This is a genomic window from Propionibacterium acidifaciens (assembly GCF_003798325.1).
GTDB classification, from domain to species: Bacteria; Actinomycetota; Actinomycetes; order Propionibacteriales; family Propionibacteriaceae; genus Propionibacterium; species Propionibacterium acidifaciens.
In genome coordinates this window covers 2,239,116-2,259,705 of record NZ_CP033719.1, presented here as the reverse complement: position 1 = coordinate 2,259,705, position 20,590 = coordinate 2,239,116, and the positions used below count along the sequence as shown (strand labels likewise).

General features: G+C 65.1%; 19 protein-coding genes and 3 tRNA genes. 4 read left to right on the top strand and 18 right to left on the bottom strand.

Annotated features, from left to right (window positions below; translation table 11 throughout):
• Positions 1-129: 129 nt before the first annotated feature.
• The 4 genes from EGX94_RS09545 to EGX94_RS09530 form a co-directional block, all read right to left on the bottom strand.
• Positions 130-531 carry a hypothetical protein gene (locus EGX94_RS09545; RefSeq protein ID WP_192962645.1) on the bottom strand — a complete coding sequence of 134 codons (402 nt, stop codon included), beginning with the start codon at positions 529-531 and terminating at the stop codon, positions 130-132.
• 259 nt (positions 532-790) lie between these two features.
• Positions 791-961: a 50S ribosomal protein L33 gene (rpmG, locus tag EGX94_RS09540; protein WP_043122554.1), complete on the bottom strand. Its 171-nt coding sequence runs from the start codon at positions 959-961 to the stop codon at positions 791-793.
• A gap of 115 nt (positions 962-1,076) precedes the next feature.
• Positions 1,077-1,152 (bottom strand) — tRNA-Met (locus EGX94_RS09535).
• Between the two features lie 72 nt (positions 1,153-1,224).
• Positions 1,225-1,297 (bottom strand) — tRNA-Thr (locus tag EGX94_RS09530).
• Between the two features lie 131 nt (positions 1,298-1,428).
• Here EGX94_RS09530 and EGX94_RS09525 point away from each other — a divergent pair.
• From EGX94_RS09525 to EGX94_RS09515, 3 genes are all read left to right on the top strand, one after another.
• Positions 1,429-1,758 carry a hypothetical protein gene (locus tag EGX94_RS09525; protein WP_021798255.1) on the top strand — a complete coding sequence of 110 codons (330 nt, stop codon included), beginning with the start codon at positions 1,429-1,431 and terminating at the stop codon, positions 1,756-1,758.
• Positions 1,759-1,982: 224 nt separating this feature from the next.
• Entirely contained in the window at positions 1,983-2,429 is a 447-nt protein-coding gene (locus EGX94_RS09520; RefSeq protein WP_021798251.1) for a hypothetical protein, read from the top strand.
• A gap of 128 nt (positions 2,430-2,557) precedes the next feature.
• A complete protein-coding gene (locus tag EGX94_RS09515) occupies positions 2,558-3,583 on the top strand; it encodes a hypothetical protein (protein ID WP_021798248.1) in 1,026 nt (341 codons plus the stop codon).
• A 50-nt stretch (positions 3,584-3,633) separates the two neighbouring features.
• Here the strand turns inward: EGX94_RS09515 and ahpF are convergent, their stop codons facing one another.
• From ahpF to EGX94_RS09490, 5 genes are all read right to left on the bottom strand, one after another.
• A complete protein-coding gene (gene ahpF, locus EGX94_RS09510) occupies positions 3,634-5,187 on the bottom strand; it encodes an alkyl hydroperoxide reductase subunit F (protein WP_021798254.1) in 1,554 nt (517 codons plus the stop codon).
• A gap of 24 nt (positions 5,188-5,211) precedes the next feature.
• A complete protein-coding gene (ahpC, locus tag EGX94_RS09505; protein ID WP_021798261.1) occupies positions 5,212-5,775 on the bottom strand; it encodes an alkyl hydroperoxide reductase subunit C in 564 nt (187 codons plus the stop codon).
• A gap of 213 nt (positions 5,776-5,988) precedes the next feature.
• Positions 5,989-6,071, bottom strand: a tRNA-Tyr gene (locus EGX94_RS09500).
• Between the two features lie 62 nt (positions 6,072-6,133).
• Entirely contained in the window at positions 6,134-6,652 is a 519-nt protein-coding gene (locus EGX94_RS09495) for a hypothetical protein (protein ID WP_123826231.1), read from the bottom strand.
• On the bottom strand, positions 6,649-7,158 hold the full coding sequence (locus EGX94_RS09490; RefSeq protein ID WP_123826229.1) for a hypothetical protein: 510 nt from the start codon (positions 7,156-7,158) through the stop codon (positions 6,649-6,651). The genes EGX94_RS09495 and EGX94_RS09490 overlap by 4 nt, the downstream gene beginning before the upstream one ends.
• Positions 7,159-7,278: 120 nt before the next feature.
• On the opposite strand from EGX94_RS09490, the gene EGX94_RS09485 reads away from it, so the two are divergent.
• A complete protein-coding gene (locus EGX94_RS09485) occupies positions 7,279-8,220 on the top strand; it encodes an exodeoxyribonuclease III (protein WP_043122699.1) in 942 nt (313 codons plus the stop codon).
• Positions 8,221-8,299: 79 nt separating this feature from the next.
• Here the strand turns inward: EGX94_RS09485 and EGX94_RS09480 are convergent, their stop codons facing one another.
• The 9 genes from EGX94_RS09480 to EGX94_RS09440 form a co-directional block, all read right to left on the bottom strand.
• On the bottom strand, positions 8,300-8,743 hold the full coding sequence (locus EGX94_RS09480; protein ID WP_043122674.1) for an ATP-binding domain-containing protein: 444 nt from the start codon (positions 8,741-8,743) through the stop codon (positions 8,300-8,302).
• Positions 8,740-9,807 (bottom strand): IS630 family transposase, encoded by a 1,068-nt coding sequence (locus EGX94_RS09475; protein ID WP_081707455.1) that lies wholly within the window; start codon positions 9,805-9,807, stop codon positions 8,740-8,742. The genes EGX94_RS09480 and EGX94_RS09475 overlap by 4 nt, the downstream gene beginning before the upstream one ends.
• Before the next feature lie 54 nt (positions 9,808-9,861).
• Positions 9,862-10,950 carry an AAA family ATPase gene (locus tag EGX94_RS09470; RefSeq protein WP_196807788.1) on the bottom strand — a complete coding sequence of 363 codons (1,089 nt, stop codon included), beginning with the start codon at positions 10,948-10,950 and terminating at the stop codon, positions 9,862-9,864.
• A gap of 33 nt (positions 10,951-10,983) precedes the next feature.
• On the bottom strand, positions 10,984-11,235 hold the full coding sequence (locus EGX94_RS14405; protein WP_021798341.1) for a transposase family protein: 252 nt from the start codon (positions 11,233-11,235) through the stop codon (positions 10,984-10,986).
• Positions 11,202-11,714, bottom strand: a complete 513-nt coding sequence (locus EGX94_RS09465; RefSeq protein ID WP_051383842.1) for a transposase family protein — start codon at positions 11,712-11,714, stop codon at positions 11,202-11,204. The genes EGX94_RS14405 and EGX94_RS09465 overlap by 34 nt, the downstream gene beginning before the upstream one ends.
• Positions 11,715-11,856: 142 nt before the next feature.
• Positions 11,857-13,113 (bottom strand): hypothetical protein, encoded by a 1,257-nt coding sequence (locus EGX94_RS09455; RefSeq protein ID WP_021798329.1) that lies wholly within the window; start codon positions 13,111-13,113, stop codon positions 11,857-11,859.
• A 128-nt stretch (positions 13,114-13,241) separates the two neighbouring features.
• Entirely contained in the window at positions 13,242-16,628 is a 3,387-nt protein-coding gene (locus tag EGX94_RS09450; protein ID WP_021798346.1) for a Swt1 family HEPN domain-containing protein, read from the bottom strand.
• A gap of 64 nt (positions 16,629-16,692) precedes the next feature.
• Positions 16,693-17,802: a PDDEXK nuclease domain-containing protein gene (locus EGX94_RS09445; protein ID WP_021798348.1), complete on the bottom strand. Its 1,110-nt coding sequence runs from the start codon at positions 17,800-17,802 to the stop codon at positions 16,693-16,695.
• Between the two features lie 3 nt (positions 17,803-17,805).
• On the bottom strand, positions 17,806-20,574 hold the full coding sequence (locus tag EGX94_RS09440) for a DUF1156 domain-containing protein (protein WP_021798335.1): 2,769 nt from the start codon (positions 20,572-20,574) through the stop codon (positions 17,806-17,808).
• Positions 20,575-20,590 lie beyond the last annotated feature (16 nt).

The window sequence follows — 20,590 nt, the reverse complement described above, 5'->3', positions numbered from 1 at the left end:
GCGGCTCCGGAGTCGAGCGCTGGCTCGGGAGCCGGGCCCGTCGACGACTCGCGCCGACCGTCATCCGCATCCCCGTCCGACGGAGCAGCACCCGACGGGGCATCGAGGACACCGGCCCCGGCCGGGGCATCAGCCCCAGGGCCGGCAGCCGGCCCGCCGCTCGTCGGGGGTGAGCAGGAAACCGGTCGCACCACGCCCCACCGCCGCATAACGACGCATGTCGACCACATGCAGCACAGGAACAAGCGCGCAGCAGGCCGCCATCATGATGGCAGCGGCCGGAATCACGATGAGGGGTGGCCTGGCATCGGCGAGGATGCCGACGGCCAGCAGCAGCTCGCCCGCGAACCCCACCCAGCAACTCGTGAGCGGCACGATGAGAGCGATGAGGGAGGCCATGACCACCAGACGAGCACCGACCAGCGCCACCATCAGCTCACGAGGGGTCGTGTCCATGACACCGAACAGCTCACGAGGGTCCGTGCCGATGACGCCGAGCACCAGCCAGTCGCCGAGAACGGCGACAGCCACGGCCCCGAGACGCACCAGCACGATGCTGCCCGCCCTCGAACACCACAACGCATCAGGGGCATCGAGAACAGGCGGATGCACGTCCCGAGCCAGGAACGCCCCGGAAGAAGGGCGCGTCATGCCCCGAACCCTACAACCGCACCCCGGCCCCCGCAGAAGGAACGACGGGACGGGTGACCAGGAATCGGAGCCCCGACAACGACATCGGGACCACCGGGGATGAGTGCCCGGCAGCCCCGACGAGGAGGACCCGTGCCGCTCAGCGCGTCTCGCGGTGCGCGGTGTGCTTGCCGCAGCGCGGGCAGAACTTGCTCAGCTCGAGGCGGTCGGGCGTGTTGCGGCGGTTCTTCTTCGTGATGTAGTTGCGCTCCTTGCACTCGGTGCAGGCGAGCGTGATCTTGGGACGGACGTCCCCGGACTTCTTGGCCATGATCGAATCCTCCGTCGTCTTGCCGGTGCTCTCAGGAGCACGTCGCCGTCTCGTGTCGCCCGAGCGCCTGCCGGCGCCGCACACGACGGCCATAGCGCACGAGGCGCCACGGCCCTGGTAGCGGGAGCGGGATTCGAACCCGCGACACAGCGATTATGAGCCGCTTGCTCTGCCGCCTGAGCTATCCCGCCTCTCGCCGGTCCACCGATCGGCGAGCAGCCGCGACACCGACGGATCGCGCGGTGACGACCCTGCCGCAGCAGAGCCCCCATGCGGAATCGAACCGCAGACCTTCTCCTTACCATGGAGACGCTCTACCGTCTGAGCTATAGGGGCCAGCCAAGGTGGAACCATACCGGACGGCGACCCCGGTTCTCAAGTCCCCGCTGAGGGCCGGTGCGGCCCGGCCACGAGCCGGCGGGACCGGAAGGCCCTAGACTTGGCGTGATCCCGACCCCGGAGACGAGATGCCCGCACCGCACGACCCGCCCCACAGACACCGCACTCCCGGCCCAAGACTGCTGGGCCTCGTACTCCTCACCGCCCTGGCACTCGCCGCCGCAATGATCCGCTGGGCCAATGACCCTGAGATCGCCAATCCCGACTTCATCGCCTGGGCGGTCTCCGACACCGAGCACCATGTGGACGGCTTCACCCTCACCGAACTCGACCTCGAGGGGTGGCTCTACGTCATCGGACGAGACGGCTCCGGAAACGACGTGGAGCGCGCTTACACGCTCCGGGGCCTCTTCGACGACTCCACAACCGGAGTGCGGACTCCCCCACCGTTCCCCTGAGAGCCGATGCCGGGCCATACGAGCACCTCGCGGACCACCACCGGGCCATCGCAGCCTACTGCAGCCCGCCGCGCACAACAGCCACGAGTACGTGGTCGCAACGAACCGTCCACACCAACTCCTGCTCCACACTTCGTCGGGGCGGCTGGCTCGACGAGAACGCACTGCCCCCAAGCGTCAGCTGGGACCCAAGCGTCAACTGGGACCCCATGGAGGATGATCGCATGGAGGATGGTATCGCCGGCACGCTCGACGCGATGTTCGCCGCAGCCGCACCCGACCGACCCGTCACCGGCATCGACTACGAATTCACCACCGCTTACACTCACGATTACGTGATGGGCTGCCGGTTGCACCAGGACGGGGACGCCGACACGGAGCTGACGACGGAGCTCCATCTGAGCTCGGATCTTTCCGAGGACGCCATCTCCTCCTCCCGAAGCTGGACGAAGAGCCACCCCGGGGGCGACGACGAGAAGAACTCGCTGAGCCGCGACGAACTCGACCCCGTAGCGATCGCGACACTCCTGCACACCGCCATGACCACCAACCCTCGCTATTACCACCACCAGCTGGACATCGGCTGGGACGATGAGTTCGACCAGTTCACGATGCGTGTAGATGCAGATGATGATGCCGCCTACGCGCTCGACGGGACACCCCTCGGCTGACCGCCCGCAGCCGGGCCAGTGGGCCGACGGTCGGCCGGGCCCGGTGCCCTAGGATCATCGCAGAGTCCCCGAGGAAGGAAGCCCATGAATCCCCATCGCGCTGCCCGGACCGCGCCGGAGTCCCTGTCATGAGGCGCCGCATCATGGTCGGCGGCATCGGCCTCCTCGCCGCCCTCGTGGTCCTGCTCGTCGTCCTCGTGGCGGTCATCGTCGCCGCCATCGCCGGGCTCTTCTCACCCGGGACCGCCGAGCCCGCGCCGAGCCCGGCCGATCCTGAGTCCGCGCAGTACGGCCGGGGCGCCGACCCCGACTTCGTCGGCCAGTCGATCGACCGGGCCCTGGCGGACGCGCCCTCGGCCCGGCTCGTGCGCATCGTCGTGTCCCGCGACGGCGTCGACGTCGTGACCGACGGCGGCGGCCGCGCCACCCACCACTCCTACGCCCCGGACCGTGATCCCCTCACGAGCGAGGAGGACACCGCCGGGGCCGATCCCGTCGGCCTGGACCGCGGCGGCATCGACCTTCAGCGGCTGCAGTCGATCTGGTCGGACGGGCGCTGCGGCTCGGACGCCCCTCAGGTGCAGGTGCTGGGAACGGTCGGCGGGACGGCCGCGTACTCCCTCCTGTGCTCCGCGAACCCGGACTCCGCCGACCCCGGCTACGCGCTGGAGGGCACCTGGGTCGGCGACCAGGAGCTGGCCCTGCCCGACGAGCTCTCGTCGGCCGCCTCGCTCACCGGGGCGGTCAGGGACGTCCTGCCGTCCCTGACCGGGGACGAGCCCCTGTCCCAGCTCGTCGTCCACGAGGACCGGGGCGACCAGGGCGGGGCGTCCGTCGAGGTGGACCAGCAGGTCCAGGGCGCGTCGGGGCCGCAGCTGCGCACCACCGTCCTCGCGCCGCGGGGCTCGCACTCCCCCGGCCTGAGCACGACGCTCACGGCCACCGATGATGCGACCGTCCCGGCGCGGTTCGGCTGGGACCAGGTCGATCCCGGGGCGCTCGCCGGGATCGCCGACGACTGCCGCCACGACCCCGCCCTCGGCGACTTCCGGGGCGTCCGGGTGCACTGGTCCGACGAGTGGTGGCAGCTCGCCGTCACGACGGACTCCGACCCGACCCGCAGCTACGCGCTCGACGGGACGCCCCTCGGCTGAGCGCCCCGGGGAGCGATGAGCGGGCCCGCTCGTTCGTCGTCCGTACGGCCTCAGCCGCGGACCAGGTGCTCCCAGGCCGACAGGGCCGCCGTGGCGCCGGCGCCCGAGGCGATGACGATCTGCTTGTACGGGGCGTCCGTGCAGTCGCCGGCGGCGAAGACGCCCGGCATGCTCGTGGCGCCCTTGGCGTCGACGACGACCTGACCCCGGTCGTCGAGCTCGACGGCCCCGTCCAACCAGCCGGTGTTCGGCACCTGGCCGATCTGGACGAAGACGCCGTCGACGCCGAGCTCGGCGCCCGCGCCGCCGGCGCGGTCCTCGTAGCGGACCGCCCGCACCCGGGAGCCGTCGCCGAGCACCTCGGCCACGGCGGCGTTCGTCACGACGTCGATGGCCGGGGACTCGGCCATGCGCCGGAGCAGGACCTCGTCGGCCCTGCACTCGGGCATGAACTCGAGGACGGTGACGTGCCGGGCGACGCCTGCCAGGTCGAGCGCCGCCTCGACACCGGAATTGCCGCCGCCGATGACCGCCACGTCCCTGCCCTTGAAGAGGGGGCCGTCGCAGTGGGGGCAGTAGGTGACCCCCTTGTTGCGGTACTCGTCCTCGCCGGGCACGCCCATGCGGCGCCAGCCGGCTCCGGTGGCCAGGACGACGGCGCGGGCCGTGAGGGCGGCCCCGCCCAGCCGGACGGCGAGGGCGCCGTCGTCCGCCCGGTCGATGCCGGAGGCCGTGACGCCGTCGATGATGTCGATGTCGTACTGCTCGGCATGGGCGCGCAGGTCGGCGGCCAGCTTGGGGCCCTCGGTGTGCGGCACCGAGATGAGGTTCTCGATGGCCAGCGTGTCGTTGACCTGCCCGCCGAAGCGGTCGCCGACGAGCCCGGTGCGGATGCCCTTGCGGGCCAGGTAGACGGCGGCCGAGACGCCGGCGGGGCCCTGGCCGATGACGAGCACCTGGTAGGGCTTCCGGTCGGCGAGGCCGGTCTCGACCGCCCCGGCCGCCCCGGCGTCGACAGCGGCGATGATCCGGGCGGCCTCCATGCGGCCCTGGCCGAGCAGCTCGCCGTTGCGGTAGACGGTCGGGGTGGCCAGGACGTTCCTGGACTCGACCTCGTCGCGGAACAGCGAGCCGTCGACGACGGTGTGCCGGATCAGCGGGTTGAGGACCGCCATGGCGTTGATCGTCTGGACGACGGTCGGGCAGTTCTGGCAGGTCAGCGAGATGTAGGTGACGAACTCCTGCTCGGCCCGGATCGACCGGACCGCCTCGACGACCCGCTCGTCCAGCTTGACGGGATTGCCGCCGACCTGGAGCAGCGCGAGGGCGAACGAGGTGAACTCGTGGCCCAGGGGCACCGCGGCGAACGTGATGGCGATCCCGGTGCCGGGCGAGGTGATCGTGAACGACGGCCTGCGCTCGTGGGCGCCGTCGTCGCGGCGGACGCTGATGCGCTCGGACAGGGCCGCGACCTGCCCGAGCATCTCGTCGAGCCGGGCGGACGCGCTGCGGTCGTCGAGGCTCACGACGAACTCGACGGGCCGGGTGATGCGGTCCATGAGCGCGCGCAGCTGGTCGATGAGTTTCTCGTCGAGGACTGCCATGATGCTCCTCCGTCCGCTGCCCGCTCAGATCTTGCCGACGAGGTCGAGACCCGGGGTCAGGGTGTCGCCGGTCTCGTCCCAGTGCGCCGGGCAGACCTGGTCGGGGTGCTGGCGGATGTACTGGGCGGCGCGGACCTTGCGCAGCAGCTCGGTCGCATCGCGGGCGATGCCGTCGGCACTGACCTCCATGAGCTGGATGACGCCGTCGGGGTCGATGAGGAAGGTGCCGCGGTCGGCCAGGCCCTCGCCCTCGCGCAGCACCTGGAAGTTCGTGGCGAGCTGGGCGGACGGGTCGCCGAGCATGACGTACTGCACCTTCTTGACCTGGTCGGAGTCGGCGTGCCAGGCGGCGTGGACGAAGTGGGTGTCGGTGGAGGCCGAGTAGATCTCGATGCCGAGGGAGCGGAACTCGTCGTAGTGGTCGGCCAGGTCACCGAGCTCGGTGGGGCAGACGAAGGAGAAGTCGGCGGGGTAGAAGAAGACGACGGACCACGAGCCCCGCAGGTCCTCGTCGGTGATCTCGACGAAGTCGCCCTGGCGGAAGGCGGTGGTCTTGAAGGGAAGGATCTGGGTTCCTACGAGCGACACGTGCGGACCTCCTGGTCGTTTGCCGTCACCGGTCATCGGTGCTGTCACTCGCCGGAACCGCGCGGAGGGCGGTGTTGTTCCCGGGGGCGGCCCATCGGCCCCCGATCCCGCCGAGGGCGAACGGCGGGGCGGACGCGCGGAGCGGGCATGAAGGATCCCCGCACCCATCCGGTACGGGGATCCTCCTCCCGCGGAGCCGGGCCCCGGGGTGGGTGGCAGGTGAAGGATTCGAACCTTCGTAGGACATCGCCGACGGTTTTACAGACCGCTCCCATTGGCCGCTCGGGCAACCTGCCGTGCGCCGCCCGATTCTACCAGCCCTTCGGGCCGAGAGGAAATCGGCCGGATGGGCGACGGCTCATCGTCCCTTGTCGTCTCGTCCCTTGTCGCCCTGGTGGCGGGGCATGACGGTCGTGCCCAGGGGACGGGCCTTCATGAGGACGAGGACGCAGCCCAGCACGGTGAGCAGGATGCTCACGAGCGCCCAGCTCCACAGCAGGACCGAGTCGCGCAGGGCGTCGACCGTCAGGACCTGGCCGCCGACCAGGCCGTAGACGAGCTGCACGATCCCGTCGACGACGAGCAGCAGCGCGCCGAGCCGGGGAGTGCCGCGGCTGCGGACGAGCCCGATGACGGCCAGGACGAACAGGACGGCGCCGACCGCGACGGCGCCGACCGCCAGCAGGAGGATGCCCGCCGCGGCGGCGTCGGAGGTGGCGCCCCGCGCCGAGCGCAGCACGGGCGGGACGACGAGCAGGGCGAGCAGCAGGACGACGGCCCCGACGGCGGCGGCGAGCGCGGCGCGGCTGCGCCGCGGCTCGACGTCGAGCCGCACGGCCCCGTCCGCGGCGTCCCGGCCCCCGGACCCCGGGCTCATTCGGCCTGGGCCGCCGCGTCGTCCCCGCCCCCGGCGGCCGCGGCACGCTCGGCGCGCTGGGGCGACCCCGCCGGGTACTGCGGCTCAACGGCGCGCGGGGTGTCGGAGGGCCCGGCGGTGTGGCGGCAGACGAAGACGATGCCCAGGACGATCGCCGCGTACAGGACGACGACGGCGGCGAGCATGCCGGCGCTCACGGGGCGCAGCGCGTGCCCGGTCAGCTGGACGACGACGGCGTCGGCCGCCGCGGCGACGAGGAAGCAGATGTCGCCGATGCGGACCTGGCTGCCGTCGCGGAACAGCCCGATGACGGCGAGGAGCGCCAGGACGGCCGAGGCGATCACCGAGGGCAGGGCCAGGAAGGGCGCGTTGACCGGGGACAGCAGTCCCCAGCCCAGGCCGAGACCGATCACGATGGACAGGGCGGCGGCCACCAGGGTGGTGCTCGAGCAGAAGGTCGGGACCCTCGCGGCGGTCGATGCCCCGTGCGAAGTGGTACTCGTCATGGCTTCCAGTCTGTCAGCCCGCGCGGGACCGCCGGCGCACCACACTCCGTGGCGGGCGGATCGCTCCGTGGCGGGCGGATCGGCGCGCCCGGGCTCCGGACGGTTAGTCTGGCCCCCATGCTGACCCTCGCCACGTACAACGTCAACGGCATCCGGGCCGCCCAGCGCCGCGGCATCACCGCCTGGATCGGGCGCCGGAGCCCGGACGTGCTCTGCCTCCAGGAGGTGCGCTGCCCGGCCGACAAGCTGCCGCTGGAGGTCTTCGAGGGCTACCACGCCGTCTGCAGCCCGGGCTCGCTCGCCGGCCGCAACGGCGTCGCCGTCCTGACCCGCGCGCCGGTCGCGGCCGTGCGCGGCTGGGGCGGCGAGGTCCTGGCGATCGACGAGGGCGGGCTGTCGACCCTCGACCCCGCCCGGGTGGGTCTGGCCGGCGGCGCTCCGGCCCGCGCGCTCCGCGAGTTCGTCGACGAGGGCCGCTACCTCGAGGTCGACCTGGCCGATGAGCCGGTCACCGTCGGCTGCCTCTACCTGCCCAAGGGCGACTCGCTGCTCGCCCCGGGCGTCCGCACGCGGACGCCCACACCGGAGCAGCTCGAGGGGGTGCGGGCCCGCTACGAGCACAAGATGCGCTTCTTCAAGGGATTCAGCACCCAGCTGGCCCGTTCGCGGCGGGCCGCGGTGCGCTCCGGGCGGCAGTTCGTCGTCGTCGGCGACTTCAACGTCGCCCATGAGAGGGCGGACGTGAGGAACTGGCGACCGGCGCAGAAGGCCTCGGGCTTCCTGCCCGAGGAGCGCCGGTGGCTGACCGAGCAGCTGGGCCCGCGCACGCTCGTCGACGTCGTGCGCGCCCTGCACCCGGACGAGGACGGCCCCTACTCGTGGTGGAGCTGGATGGGCCAGGCCTTCGCGAGGGACACCGGCTGGCGCATCGACTACCACCTGGCCACGCCGCGGCTCGCGAGGACGGCCGTGAGCGCCACGACCGAGCGGGACGCCGACCCCTCGGCCCGCGTGAGCGACCACTGCCCCGTCGTCGTCGAGTACGACACCGCGCGGCTGTGAGGGTTCCGCTGCTGAGCACCGGCGCTCAGGGGCTCTGGCCCCCGGACGAGAATGTCGCTCCTCCTTGACCTTGATCTTCTCATCGACGTACCTTGGGGTGAGTGACCCGTTCAAGTCCGCAGCGACTTGACAGCAGCTCGACATCTTTGATGCTGTCATCACGATGGAGTTTTCTTAGCACTGCCTGCTGACTCTCTGGACTCCAGAAGATCTTGAGGTTCTTCCGGGCCCGGGTGACCGCCGTGTAGAAGATGCTGTGAGTGATGTCGTCCTCGTTGTCGTCAGTGATCACGATTTTGACTGAGTCGTACTCCAGACCTTGGGCTTTGTGGATCGAGACGGCGTAGGCGATCTGGAACGGGACAACGGTATTACCTGAGTCATCATCCTCGTCGCTGGCATCATGACTCCGGATGTTCCTCGAGTCACTTTCACTGTTGAACTTGTAGTCGTTGACAGCGAAACGGACCGTTGATCCCTCCACCACCTCGAGTCCTACGGGCATAGGATCTATGGCGGTCATGAAACAAGATCGTTTCTGGTTTCGCGGGGTGGGAGGTGTTCGAAGTCGTAGTCGAAGGTGCGGCCGGTGATGTATGAGGCGAACGCGCCGAAGGTTTCTTCGGGGGTCTCGCGCTGGATGTTCGCGATGTTGTTCTTGGCCGTGTTCCAGACGTGCTCGACCGGGTTGTGGTCGGGCGCATACGGTGGCAGATGAATCGGGGTGATGCGTTCCAGCAGTTGACCGGGCTCGTAGAGACCGGTCAGCATCTTGGCGTGGTGGAACCGGGCGTTGTCGAGGACGACCGCGATCTTCTCGGTGTCGGTTTCGCGTTGAAGTCGGTCCAGCGCGAGGATTGTCTGCTCGGTGTTCTGGTTCCCCTCGATCGGATACAACTTGACCTTCTTGCTGGTCAACGAGAGAGCACCGAAGAACGACTGGGACGTCTTCTTCCGGTCCACGGACAGTTTGGTGCGCTGTCCTTTCGGGAGCCACATGCGGCGGGTCTCGGCCTCATGCTCCAGGCGCACCTCGTCTGCCGCGTACACCTCCCAACCGGCGTCCAACAGGTCCTTGACCTGGGCTTTCACCTCGACCATGCGCCTGGTGACGGCCTGCTCGTCGCGGTGCTTGTCGAACGGGTCCGGCAGCTTGAAACTCAGCCCGCAGAACCGCAGGAGCAGCTGGTACGAAGAATCTGACTCGTACTCGACATCGAACAGGATCTTCACGACGTCACGTATCGCTGGGACGTCCCAGAACTCGGCATCAATCCCGGACTGTGAGGGCGGCTGGGCCAAGACGGCCTTGAGGTCTTCCTTCTGGGCACGGGTGAGTTTCGCCGCGTTCTGGTTCCCCGCATGCCCGGTCAGCACCGAGCACATCCTGCTGTCCCGCCAACCGGCCAGCCACTCCCGGATGGTTTTCACGCTGCGCTCAACCATTTCAGCGATGATGCTCACATCAACGCCTCGAGAAGCGTACAGGATCGCTTCTGCTTTCATCCGCACCAACACATAATTGTCCGCGCGCTTCTTCCACCTGATCAGGACGGCGGTTTCTTCCCCGGTGACCTCAACCTGCATGTCCCAATCATATCCGAAACAGCACAGGAAATCCACGAAAAATACGGTTTCGTTTCATGACGGCCATATTTCAGCGAGCGAACGATCCAGTTTGACTTCGAACTGGATCCGACCCGGTTTCGCGGAGATGTCGACGATCCAGCCCTTGAGATTGTTGTAAATGACAGGCGAGAAGCGTTCCGAATCATTGAACAGGACGGGATCACCCACTTTGTAGGTGGCAGCATGCCACACGAACAAAGGATTAGAGTTTCTGCTCTGCAGAAAATGATTTACGTTGCTGACCCCGTAAAGTCCGTCATAGTTCAGACAGAGAATAATCCCATCATCGTTGAAGTGTTCAAAAAGAGAGTCGTCAAGTGTCGTCGAGTAGCCATTCTTGGAAATGATTTCAGCGAGATCATCGCCATCCCTCCTGACATCGCGAACCTTGCCCCAGAATTCAAGGAGCGAAATGTCATCAGTTCGATAGGGAGAGGTCAGTTCGAAGACTGCGGACTCCGGGATGAACTGACGAGCGATCGTGAACCAGTTCCCAAATCTGATCGATTCGATCTGATAGGCATCACCGACGAGCACCAGCAGCTCGAAAGATGTCTCTTTCATTACATTGAGCAGGTCAGCGTTGCTGACAGTACTGCACTCATCAATGACCACCAAGCCATATTCCGAATCACCTTCACGACGATGGACATGACTGGAGATCGTCCGAAAGATCGAATTCCCATCCGATACTTTTCGTTCAAGGTTATTCTTGGCAGAATTGGTCTGCGCCAGAAACAATTTCTTCTTGTCACTGAAGTACTGGGCAATATGGCCGACCATGGTGGATTTCCCAGTTCCAGCAGCGCCGTAGATCAGAACAACCTTAGACTGGCTGAACAAGCGCTTGAGGGCATCTTTCTTTCCCTCATCATCGATACCATGATCGTGATCACCCAGCCATTTCTCCGCGGATTCTGCATACCCATCTATTCCAGCAGAAGCGCATTCTCTTAGTTTCTTCATGATAGCAACGGTGTCGTTCTCGTAACCCTGGATGAAGACATGTCCTTTGTCCTGCACGAGTTTCCGTCGATCACGGTGCTTGTAGTAGATCTTGCTATTGTAAGTCTTGATGAGTTCAGCAACATCACCGAACACTTTGAACTCTTCAACGGAAGTGTACAACGAGGGTTATGCAAAACTGTTTTTGAAGAATTCTAGGGCGATGATGGCCGTGATGGTTTCGGGGAAGGTGTGCAGGGGTCTTCGGTGGCCGGTGTGGAGTGTCCGCCAGGTTTTGAGGTTGGCGATTGCTCGTTCAACCGGGGCGCGTAGCGTGTTGATGGCCTTGTTGTACTGTTTCTGGGTTTCTGTGAGTTCACCGCCGGCAGGTTTTCGTTCCGAGGTGATCATGCCCAGCCCGGTGTAGCCCTTGTCGGCCATCGGCGGGGGTCGGGGAAGTGGTCGAGCAGGCCGGTGTGCCGGATGGCTTTCGCGTCGTGGGTGGAGCCCGGGGCCGGGTCGGACACCCAGACCAGCCGACCGTCCAGGTCGCAGGCGACCTGGAGGTTCAGGCCGGTGCGGTGGTGCTTGCCCGAGTACAGGCCGGACTGGTCCCGCCAGTTCCAGCACGGCACGAGGGTGCCGTCGACGAGCAGGGTCCGGGACGAGTCGAGGTCGTCCACGGTGGGGATGAAGTCCTCGAGGGCTTCGGCCAAGCGGGGCGTCCACCGGCAGATGGCCCGGGAGACGGAGGACTGGTCCACGTCGAAGGACTCGGCGAGCTCGGCCTGGGTGCGGTTACGTCGGTGATAGACGAGGGTGGGTCTGATTTCCTGTTCGGTGGTCAGCGCCCGGGGCCTGCCTGTTCTCTGCGGGGGACGAGGGTGGGTCTCGATGAGGATCGTGCACAAGGCTGCCATTGCGGCCGCGGAGAAACCTGTTGTATGATACACGTGAGGACCTGTTTTGAGATTTTCGGCCATTGGTTGCTTTATTGTCTCAGGGCAGGTCCTCATTGTCTGTTCCGACACGCCCGGGAGCGGGAATCACCGAAGATTCAAATCAGGAGTTTTGCATAACCCTCAAGATCCCGTGATTCTCGACGTTGATCTTCACTCGACGAGCCAGCAGCTCATGGTCACGACCTGCCACGCCTAGGCTCTCCACCAAGTCCCCGTACTTCACATTGTGACCCACCGGTGAACTACAGAACGGCATGTCGTCGAATGGAATGCAGCCGTACTTCAGATTGAGCTTTGACAGATGCGGGCAGCTATTCGGATCGTACTGGGACCTCAGTACTTCATTGCGCATGTGGAGCATGAGAAAACGGAGCATGGTGGATCCCCCGCAGCCCGATCTTATGACACGTCGAGCCTCGTCAAGCACCGAGAATATCTGGGGCTTGGATCTCGGCGACATGCAACACGCCCGAGCCTTCCCATACTCATGGTCTGACATGTCCATGAGATCAAGCAAGTTGCCTGAACCCTTGGTCAGATATTCCATGAGCTTCTGATATTCAGCCCATTCGACACTGGTTTTGATCGTGATACCCAGAAGTCGGGCGAAGTTGTCGAACTCACACGGTCTGATCGACACCCTCCAGCCGCTGATGATCGTGATCGGCAGGTCATGACCAAGAACGTAAATCGCGTCACGGTGAAGAGTCAGCATGGCTGAGTAGTCATCCGTCATCTTGATATCAGTGAAAGCTATCATCCGGTCAAACTTACCGACTCTGTTGATCGCTCGATAGAAGGTCACCTCGTAGTAAGTCTTTCCTTCCACGGAGAAGGGACGGATCCCGTGGATGTAATACCGTTCAGGATTCTCTTCATCCGCCCCCGCCAGCCTCAGTGACTCAATCCTCTCCGCAATCTTCTCATGATACTCTCGCAACGATGGATCAAGATCCAGGGGAAACGACTCCAAGTTGCTCAGAACATCAACCCCACAAGATTTCTTGAGCAGTGTCCTGATCTGTAACAGATAATCATAGTACTTGAGCATCAGACGTTCAGAGGAGTCACCATCCACCGTGTAGTGGGAAGCACTGGTCTGCAGATGCTTGTGGAATCTGCCCAAGAACCCATATTGCCCTTTGGCCCGAATGAACTCCAGCCCCTCTTTGATTCGTTCATAATCATATTCAGCCTCCGCGGAACCAGTGCAGAGAAGCACCGCCGTCCCCTCAACAAGATTTCGGAGCTGAGCGAGGATGTTCTGCGATAAAATCCCCCGCCGATCACCCAGCTGAGATATGTTCTCGCAGATTGCCTTGTTAGTGTGTTGAATATGTTCACCGACTGATGTCATTCCTCACACCTCCTCGATGACATCCTCCGCTGTCGACACCTGGAGAATTCACGCTGTCGGATGCAGGTGTTGCGAACTGCTCGATCGCGGCATAACAGCAACACGCATGAGGATAGCCCATAGACATCTCAGTTCTTCTCGAAACCTGAACTGGGATCGAACTTGAGGGCACTCGCGTTTTCGCTGATGGTCCGCACCTCGGCCTCGTTGAAGCCCTCGGGCTTGGTCGCTTGGATGTCGATGGTGATGTCGAGTGCTGCGCCTGCCCCGGCAAGACGGTCGATGATCTCGCGGGTTATGTTACCGATGTCTCGGGCGTATCTGTCGGAACTGATCCTCACCGATCCGAAGAAGCGTGCCAGCACGTCCTCGAGTTCCGATTCGTCGTCGAGCTGTCCGCCGTCGGCGGCCGGCCCCCCAGACCACACGTAGTCGACCCCACGGGCGACCGACTTACCACCGTCGGGGCCTGGGGCGACCGTGGGCTCGCTGGCTGCGGCCCGATCGGCCTCGACCTGCGCTTGGGCGCGCCCGATGTCGACGAGCAATGTGCTGTCGGTGACCTGAACGCTGGCGGTGGGGTCGGGCGGGACGACCAAGCCGCGATAGCGGCCGTTGTCGGCGTCCTTGCCGGTGGCGATGGCGAACTGTTCATCCTTGACCAATACGGCAGCCAGTGACTGCCGGATGGTCTCGTCGAGCACCTCGCGGTTCACGAGACGGGGCATGTACACGTAGCGGGTGAAGTAGCCCCACAGCTGACTGACGGTGATCTCGCCCTGCTCCTTCCACAGCGCGCCGAGTTCGCCGTGCAGCACGGCGCCGAGGATCGGTGCGCCGAAGGTGGTGACGAACTGGTCGTCGCGGCTCAGTTTGGCGCTGACACGCTCGGCCAGTGAGCGCCCACCGGCCTCCGGCACCTTGTCGACGACCAGCTCGAACGGCCTGGCAGGGTCGAACTGCTCCGGATAGACGGCCCAGACAAAGGTGTCACGGATCCGATCGGTGACGGTCTGGTCAAGCCGAGCGACCCAGTCATCGGTCTGCCTGCTCTGCTGCGCGGTGAGGTTCAGTGTCTCGCTGTTGTCCTGCACCTGTTTCCAGCCGAGCAAGGCGCGGGTCGCGGCCTCCAGTGTCTCCAGCTGGTTGCTGTCGGCCAGCAGGAAAACGAGCGTGTTGCGGTGCACGCGCTGCCCGGCGCCCCTCGTCTCAATGGCCTTCCGCACCCACCGCAGCGCTGCGGAGTCCGGGCCGTCTTGCCTGCGGACGCTGTGGCGGGGGTGGACGATGACGAGCCTGGTGTTCTCCAGGTCGGGGATGTCGGCGCTGGACGCCGGTGCGGCGTGCACCCGGTCGAACTCGCCGCGGGCCCGCTCCTCGCCCTGGAGGCGCCAGGTGATCTCGTTCCACACCGTCTCGACGTCTTCACGCAGTCGTTCGGCGTAGTCGTTGGCGGTCTTGGTGACCGACGGCTGGGTGTCGAACCAGTAGTGACCCTGCTCCTCGTAGAAGTAGGTGGACCGCTGGGCGAGCTGCTCGATGGCGCTGCTGAAGTTGCCGAGCGTGTCACCAGGTACAGCGGTGCCCAGCCACACGTACTGCTTGTCCAAGCCCTTGCGACTGCTCTTGGACCGCGGGGCTGCGCCCATGAAAATGGTGCGGGCGATCCGCTGGGTGACGAACCGCTGCCCCAGGGCTGGCCGGTCGAGGTCGATCTGTTGCGCGGTAGAACCTACCCCGTCGATGTCTGAGTCGATGATCGGTTTCCACTGGTCCTCGAGGTACTGGGTCAGATCGGTATTGACCGCTGTCGTGTCCAACGGCACGTTGCCCGGCAGGATGAGCGGCGACGCGTCGTGTGACGCCCACAGTTCGTGCACGATCGAGGACACTAGTTTCAGCACGCCCCTGGTCCGCTGGAACCTCTCCATCGTCGACCAGTCCTCGTACAGCCGGTCGAGCAGTTCCGGGTGGAGCGGGTATGACGCCCGGATGCGTTTCTCGTAGTCATCATTTGGAGATGCCGCATCCCGAGGGAACAGCGAGGTGTTCTTCCGGTACATGGTGGCGAAAGTGCGCGCCGTCGCCGAGATCGCGGTAAGCCCCTCAGCGTCCGGAGCCTGGAAGAGGCGACGGCGGACGATCTCGAAGGATTCGTCCCTACTGGAGGGCCGCCACTGGTCAGCGACCCGGCCGATGACATTCTGCAGGCGCTCCAGGGCCAACTGCCCATTGGCGCCACCGATCTCGATGTCGCTGCCCCGGTCGCCGGTGTCAGAGGCCGGGATGGAGACAACGAGCATCACTCCGGGGACCGAGCGCACGACCTCGGTGAGTGACTGGGCGAAGGTGAACTGGGTATCGAACGAGCCGGCCGGGAGTTCCTTGTCGGTGACGAGCTGACGGGCGTAGGCCACCCACTCGTCAATGAGGATGAGGACGGGCGCGTGATCCTGAATCAGTACCCTGAGCGCGTCGCCCGGGCTGGTGCCCGACCGGTCATCCTCAGCGACCAAGTCATAAGCCTCACGGCCCCCGAGTTGCCAAGCGAGTTCGCCCCACAGAGTGTGCACCTCAGTGCCATCCGGTTCAACATGCGGCGACCCGGCCTTGAGGTAGGTGCCGACGAGGGCGGCGCGGGTCACGTCGAGCCGGCCGAGGTCGGGGCTTCCCGCTGCGGCGACGAGTTCTTGTACCTCCTGGGGGAACTGCTGGGCCGGGGTGCCGGAGAACAGGTGGTAAAGCGCCAGCATGGAGTGGGTCTTGCCGCCACCGAAGTTCGTCTGCAGGTTCACCACCGGGCTTGCGTTGGTGTCGCCGCTGAGGCGCCGCAGAGCCCGCGACAGCAGATCGTGCAGGCCCTCGGTGAGGTAGGTGCGGGAGAAGAACTCCACAGGGTCGCCGTACTCGGGACTGGTCGCCTGCCCGGTGTGCACCAAGTGCAGGTCGGCTGCGAACTCCGAGGCTGTGAACTCGCCGCGGGCGACGTCGTCGTGCGGTCGAATCACTTCGCGCCACGGTTTCAGGCCCGGCCCCGACTCGAGGGACACCTTGGCCCGGTTGGCCTGCTGACGGGTCTGCGCCTCGTAGACAGTGCGCTGCAGGTCTGTGCGCAGTTTGCGCACGTCTGTTGCCGAGTCGGTCGACCCCGCCGCCTCGAGAAGCCGCTCGATGGTGTCGAGGGCACGGATGGTGTCGTCGGAGCTGAACGCCTCGTTGTGCGCCCACCTGTTGCGGGTCTCGCGCAACTCGGAAGCGAAGCTCTGCTGCGCCCTGGACAGCACTTCCTTGAACTCGTAACCGCGTTCGGTGATGGCACGCAACTGCACCTGAACGTCCTGCTTGGCCAGGGCCCTCGGGGCGCTGCCGTGACGCCGGGCGTCCGCCTCGGCCCACCGCTCGATCCACTCCGACGAGCCGAAGGCCTTGGTCATCACCTCGTCCACCACGTCGTACAGGCCCTCTGAGAGCAAGTCGAAGGCCCTGCCCACACGCTCTCGGTTGTTCATGGCCATTGCCATCTCCCCCTACCTTGCTCCGTCTTCGCCGGCCGTGCCGCCGCACAACGCGCCACACCTGTCATCGCTCATTGTCGTCCTCTTGGTCCGCCTCGGCGAGACACCGGCGGGCGATCCTCTCCTGGGCAGCCTGGTAGATCGCCCGGATCCGGGTTTCGAGTTCTTCCTTCGGTGGGAGCGTGGTCCAGTACTCAGCGACGACGATCCCGTCCTTGCTCATCTCCAGCAGCTCGACCTGTTCCCGACTGGCCTCGGTGCACAGGATCAGACCGATCGGCGTCTCCTCGCCCGGCTGACGTTCGTACTTGTTGAGCCACTTCAAGTACAGGTCCATCTGCCCCTTGAAGGCAGGCTCGAACTTCCCGATCTTGAGTTCGACGGCGATCAGACGGCGCAGCGGACGCGAGTAGAACAGCAGGTCGAGGTGGAAGTCGTCCCCGTCAACGGTCATCCGCTTCTGGCGTGCGACAAAGGCCCAGCCCTGCCCGACCTCTAGAAGGAATGTCTCCATGTCACGGATGATCGCTTCCTCCAAGTCTCGCTCCGCCCACGAGTCATGAAGGCCAAGGAACTCGAGAAGGTACGGGTCACGGAAGCTGTCCGCGGGCACCGCAGACCCGCCGAGTGCTTGGGCGTTGGCGATCTCCTTACGTTCGAATCCTTGGCGTCCGATGAAGTCGTCCAGAGCCCGCACGCTCAGTCGGGCACTGATGGCCTGCTCGACGTAGAACGCACGTGCAGCCGGGCTCTCCACTCGCAGCAGCACTTTGAAGTGTGACCAGCTCAATTGGTGCGACAGCGTGGCACCAATCTCTTCTTCGGAGAACGTCTGAGCGAATTTAACCATTCGGTTCAGATTGGTTCGGTCGAAACCTCTCCCATACCGGTTGGTCAATTGGTGCGACAGTGTGGCAACGATCTGTGAACCATAGGCGGCGCGCCGTTCGCCAAGCATCTCGACGTGGATCATCCGCCCGATGTACCAGTTCCGCATGGTCAGCGCCGTGTTCGCCTGAACGGCGACGTAGCTGCGGGTTTGGTCGATCAACGCTGAGATCCGCTCCAGCAGCGGACCCTCCCCGATCAGCGCCAGTTCGTGCAGGGGCGTGAGGTCCGCCTCCGGGTGCACGCGCCGACCCGGTGCTTGTTCGTGATCGTCCCGGCCAGTCATGGTTCACTCCTCATCCTCGAAGTCGAAGGCCTCCTGCGTCGAGCGGGCGCCGGGGTCGATACGGCGGGCCTGATCGGTGACGTCGCCCCAAGCGCTGACCAAGCCGTTGAACAGTAGGGCGTCCTTGGCCTGGCCCTTCTTCTCCGCCTCGTGGAACAACAGGAAGCCCAGCTCCTTGACGGCGTCCAAGTCGAGGCGCGAGCACACCTCGGCCAGGAGTTCGGCGACCTTGTCGGCGCCCTGCCCGCCCATGATGGCAGCCAGCCGTACCGTTGCCTCCCAGACGCTGAGCCGGTTGTCCAGGGCAGGATCCCAGGCGCCGTCGAGTTCCTCGGGTGACAGCAGCCGCGCCTTGCCGCCCTTGGCCTCGAAGATGCCGCCGCGTTCCAGTTCACCGAGCGACGTGTCGGTCGCGCGGGACAGCTGGTCAGCGGTGCCCGAACTCTCGGCACTCCAGCCGTAGCTGCGATACCACGTGACGGCGAACCGGGTGTCGGGGTCGAAGTCGGACTCCTGCTCACCCAGCACCTCGTCGAGGGTCGCATTGATCAGCAGCAGCGCGTCGCGCACGCTCATGTCCGAGCCGTCGGCCTCCCGGACCCGCGTATAGCGGGAGAACACCGAGATCCCGGGGCCGATCGCCGCCTGGGCCAGGTCGACAGGGGCGATGGCGCCCTGCATGAGGGTGCGCAGCGCCTCAGGCAGCTCGGACTTGAGCCGGGCGACGAAGGCACGACGGGTGGTGGTTTGAGCATCTGCTGGACGCGGACGGCAAGCGAGAACGATCGAGGACGCCAAGGCATTGGTTCCTTGTGACAGCATCCGATTGGACAGTTCGCTGCGCATCGGCCAAGTGGCAGTGATCTCCCACCCGGCGTTGATCAATCCATCCAGCAGGGTGTGCCATCCGGTCGAAGTGGCGCCATCCACCTTGGCCTCCTGTTGCTTATAGGCGTAATAGACCGTCATGGGGACATCAGGGCGGGCACCCTGCCGAATCTTGTGGAAGACCGAGTTGAAACCATCGACGAAAAACCGTTCTGCCCCGGCCCTGCCGTCATGGCGGTACGGGTTGGCGACCAGCTCTTCGGCCTTGGGGGTGAGCATGGTACCCACCACCTGCGGGTGAACATCACGCAGGCTACGCCGCAACCAGACATAGAAGAAATCGGACAGGTCCGAATAGCCGATGTTGTCGTAATACGGCGGGTCTGTGGAAATCACCAGATCGCCGTAATCGCGCTCCGATGCGCTGCCCTGATCGGCAGTTCCTTCAGCGCTGGTGGGCGTGCGTTCCAGTACCTTGACAACCCACTCAACCTGGCCCAAAAAATTGCCTGAAGAATCCGAGAACGGATTGACCTCTGCATAGTCCCACACCATGGGGATTGCCTGACGAGAAAATATATTTCGCATTTTCTCGCCCGTATTATGCCAACTGCACATGGCGTTGCTGTAGTCAACAGTTCGACTCACCCCCAAGGCCAAATAGGTGGCCACCGCATCGGCATAGGCTCGGGCACCCGAGCCGCCGTCTTCCAGTCGATCACCTTTGGGCAGGCCAGTGGCCAGGGCATCGGCCAGCACCCGCTCGCGGGCCTCGGTGACCAGATCACTGAGAGTGGTCATAGCGACGAGTTGCCGGTTCGTGAATAGGTTCGAGAACTTGGTCATGCCGTATGCGGGTGGTGAGAACCAGCGGGGATTAGTGGCGATATCCCCGTCTTCATCCACTTCGAGCCTGGGAATCTGCGCCGCGTTGACATGTTCGAGAGAAGGCGACAAATACAGTCTTCCACGTTGGTTCTCCGCTACGATCCCGATGAGATGCGAGCCGGTTCTGCCGTTGATACCCTCTTCCCGAATGTAGTCGTAGTCGAAGGGAGTGCTGTCGCCCACCGCCTTGGCGCCTTTGCCGTGTTTAATGGTCCACTCGTCATCACCTGTTGGCCCGTTCGCGTCATGCACTACCTCGTAGTGCACCTGCCCGCCTTGGATTGTGGTTTTCACCCAGGCCTCCTTGCCCTTCTTCTTGCTCAGCCACCACGAGTTGACCAAGGGCACCTCGATGGGGTTGGCGGGGTTGGGGCTCTTCACCGTGCGAGCCCATTTCCATGCGATGACGGTGTGTTCCGTACCGTCGGGTGCGGTGGCTTTGGGATACAGATGCCCGATGCGACGTTCCGCCTCGTCGCGCAGCCACTGACCGTAGTAGCGAACGTCCTCAGCCAAACCCTCTGCGCGCTGGTAGGTGGCTTGGTCATTACCACCGGGATGCACCGGCGTGCGTCCGGCGAACCTGGGCGGGATCTCGATGAGCGCCTTGTTGATGAGTACTGCCAGCGGGTTGAGGTCACTAGCATGGGCCTCCAACCCCAAGCGCTGGGCCTCCAGCGGGATGGAGCCACCGCCTGCGAAGGGGTCGAGCACTGCTGGCAGCTTGCCGCTGTTGCTCTTGCGGATCTCGTCGCGGGCCTGGCCCAGCAGGTTCTCGTCGAGGCTGTTCTCCCATACGACGAGCTTCCCCATCAACGCATGCAGCCGGGCGCGTTCGGCGTCCTGGGCCTCGACGGTCGGGAACTCGTCGGGCCGGGAGGCCGGGTCGTCGACGAGTTGGGCGAAGAGCACAGCCCGGGCGGTGGCCAATGGTTTGCGCGACCAGTACAGGTGCAGGGTGGACGGGTGCCCGTGCCGGATGGACTTCTCCCGGACGGAGGCGGCATTGATGACCTCGAGCGGCAGGGACGTCTCGATGAGTTTCTTCTTGGTCACTGGGCTGCTTTCATCG

Coding starts and splice junctions, on each gene's coding strand:
- EGX94_RS09495 (WP_123826231.1), bottom strand. CDS start 6,652: ATGAGCCCGGGGTCCGGGGGCCGGGACGCCGCGGACGGGGCCGTGCGG.
- EGX94_RS09515 (WP_021798248.1), top strand. CDS start 2,558: ATGAGGCGCCGCATCATGGTCGGCGGCATCGGCCTCCTCGCCGCCCTC.
- EGX94_RS09480 (WP_043122674.1), bottom strand. CDS start 8,743: ATGACCGCCATAGATCCTATGCCCGTAGGACTCGAGGTGGTGGAGGGA.
- EGX94_RS09450 (WP_021798346.1), bottom strand. CDS start 16,628: ATGGCCATGAACAACCGAGAGCGTGTGGGCAGGGCCTTCGACTTGCTC.
- EGX94_RS09490 (WP_123826229.1), bottom strand. CDS start 7,158: ATGACGAGTACCACTTCGCACGGGGCATCGACCGCCGCGAGGGTCCCG.
- EGX94_RS09520 (WP_021798251.1), top strand. CDS start 1,983: ATGGAGGATGGTATCGCCGGCACGCTCGACGCGATGTTCGCCGCAGCC.
- ahpF (WP_021798254.1), bottom strand. CDS start 5,187: ATGGCAGTCCTCGACGAGAAACTCATCGACCAGCTGCGCGCGCTCATG.
- EGX94_RS14405 (WP_021798341.1), bottom strand. CDS start 11,235: ATGGCCGACAAGGGCTACACCGGGCTGGGCATGATCACCTCGGAACGA.
- EGX94_RS09455 (WP_021798329.1), bottom strand. CDS start 13,113: ATGACATCAGTCGGTGAACATATTCAACACACTAACAAGGCAATCTGC.
- EGX94_RS09475 (WP_081707455.1), bottom strand. CDS start 9,807: ATGCAGGTTGAGGTCACCGGGGAAGAAACCGCCGTCCTGATCAGGTGG.
- EGX94_RS09525 (WP_021798255.1), top strand. CDS start 1,429: ATGCCCGCACCGCACGACCCGCCCCACAGACACCGCACTCCCGGCCCA.
- rpmG (WP_043122554.1), bottom strand. CDS start 961: ATGGCCAAGAAGTCCGGGGACGTCCGTCCCAAGATCACGCTCGCCTGC.
- EGX94_RS09445 (WP_021798348.1), bottom strand. CDS start 17,802: ATGACTGGCCGGGACGATCACGAACAAGCACCGGGTCGGCGCGTGCAC.
- EGX94_RS09465 (WP_051383842.1), bottom strand. CDS start 11,714: ATGGCAGCCTTGTGCACGATCCTCATCGAGACCCACCCTCGTCCCCCG.